Genomic DNA, 400 nt, shown 5'->3' with positions numbered 1-400 from the left:
CGTGTGCTCTTCCGATCTGTGCGGGATACTTCCTTCCAGGCTCATACATCTTCTTCCTATGATGGAGAATTGCTTGAACGGATGGGATTGAAAAATGCCATTCAGCAGGAACAGCCGCATGCTGAGATGAATCTGGAGCAGCTTGTCGAGATTGATCCAGATATCCTGCTGTTGGCGAACAATGAGGGCAAGCTGCTTACTGATGAGTGGAAGGACAATCCTCTATGGAAAAACCTGAAGGCGGTAAAAAAAGGTCAAGTTTACAGCGTTGATCGTGATTTATGGACAAGATACCGTGGGGTTGTATCCGCAGAGGCCATTGCCAAAGACACTTTAAAAATGCTTGATGAAAAATAAAGGAATAAAAGAGGAGTAAGAGAATTGATTCTTACTTCTCTTT

At 43.8% G+C, this 400-nt stretch carries 1 protein-coding gene; it reads left to right on the top strand.

Features of this window, described 5'->3' with window-relative positions; genetic code table 11:
* The coding region (locus tag CVN76_RS02080; RefSeq protein WP_157805465.1) for an ABC transporter substrate-binding protein at positions 1 to 357 on the top strand (357 nt) is incomplete at its 5' end.
* Positions 358 to 400 lie beyond the last annotated feature (43 nt).

The sequence above is a fragment of the Bacillus sp. mrc49 genome (assembly GCF_002803435.1).
The sequence above is the reverse complement of the archived record's forward strand: the minus strand, read 5'-3'. Positions and strand labels throughout refer to the sequence as shown.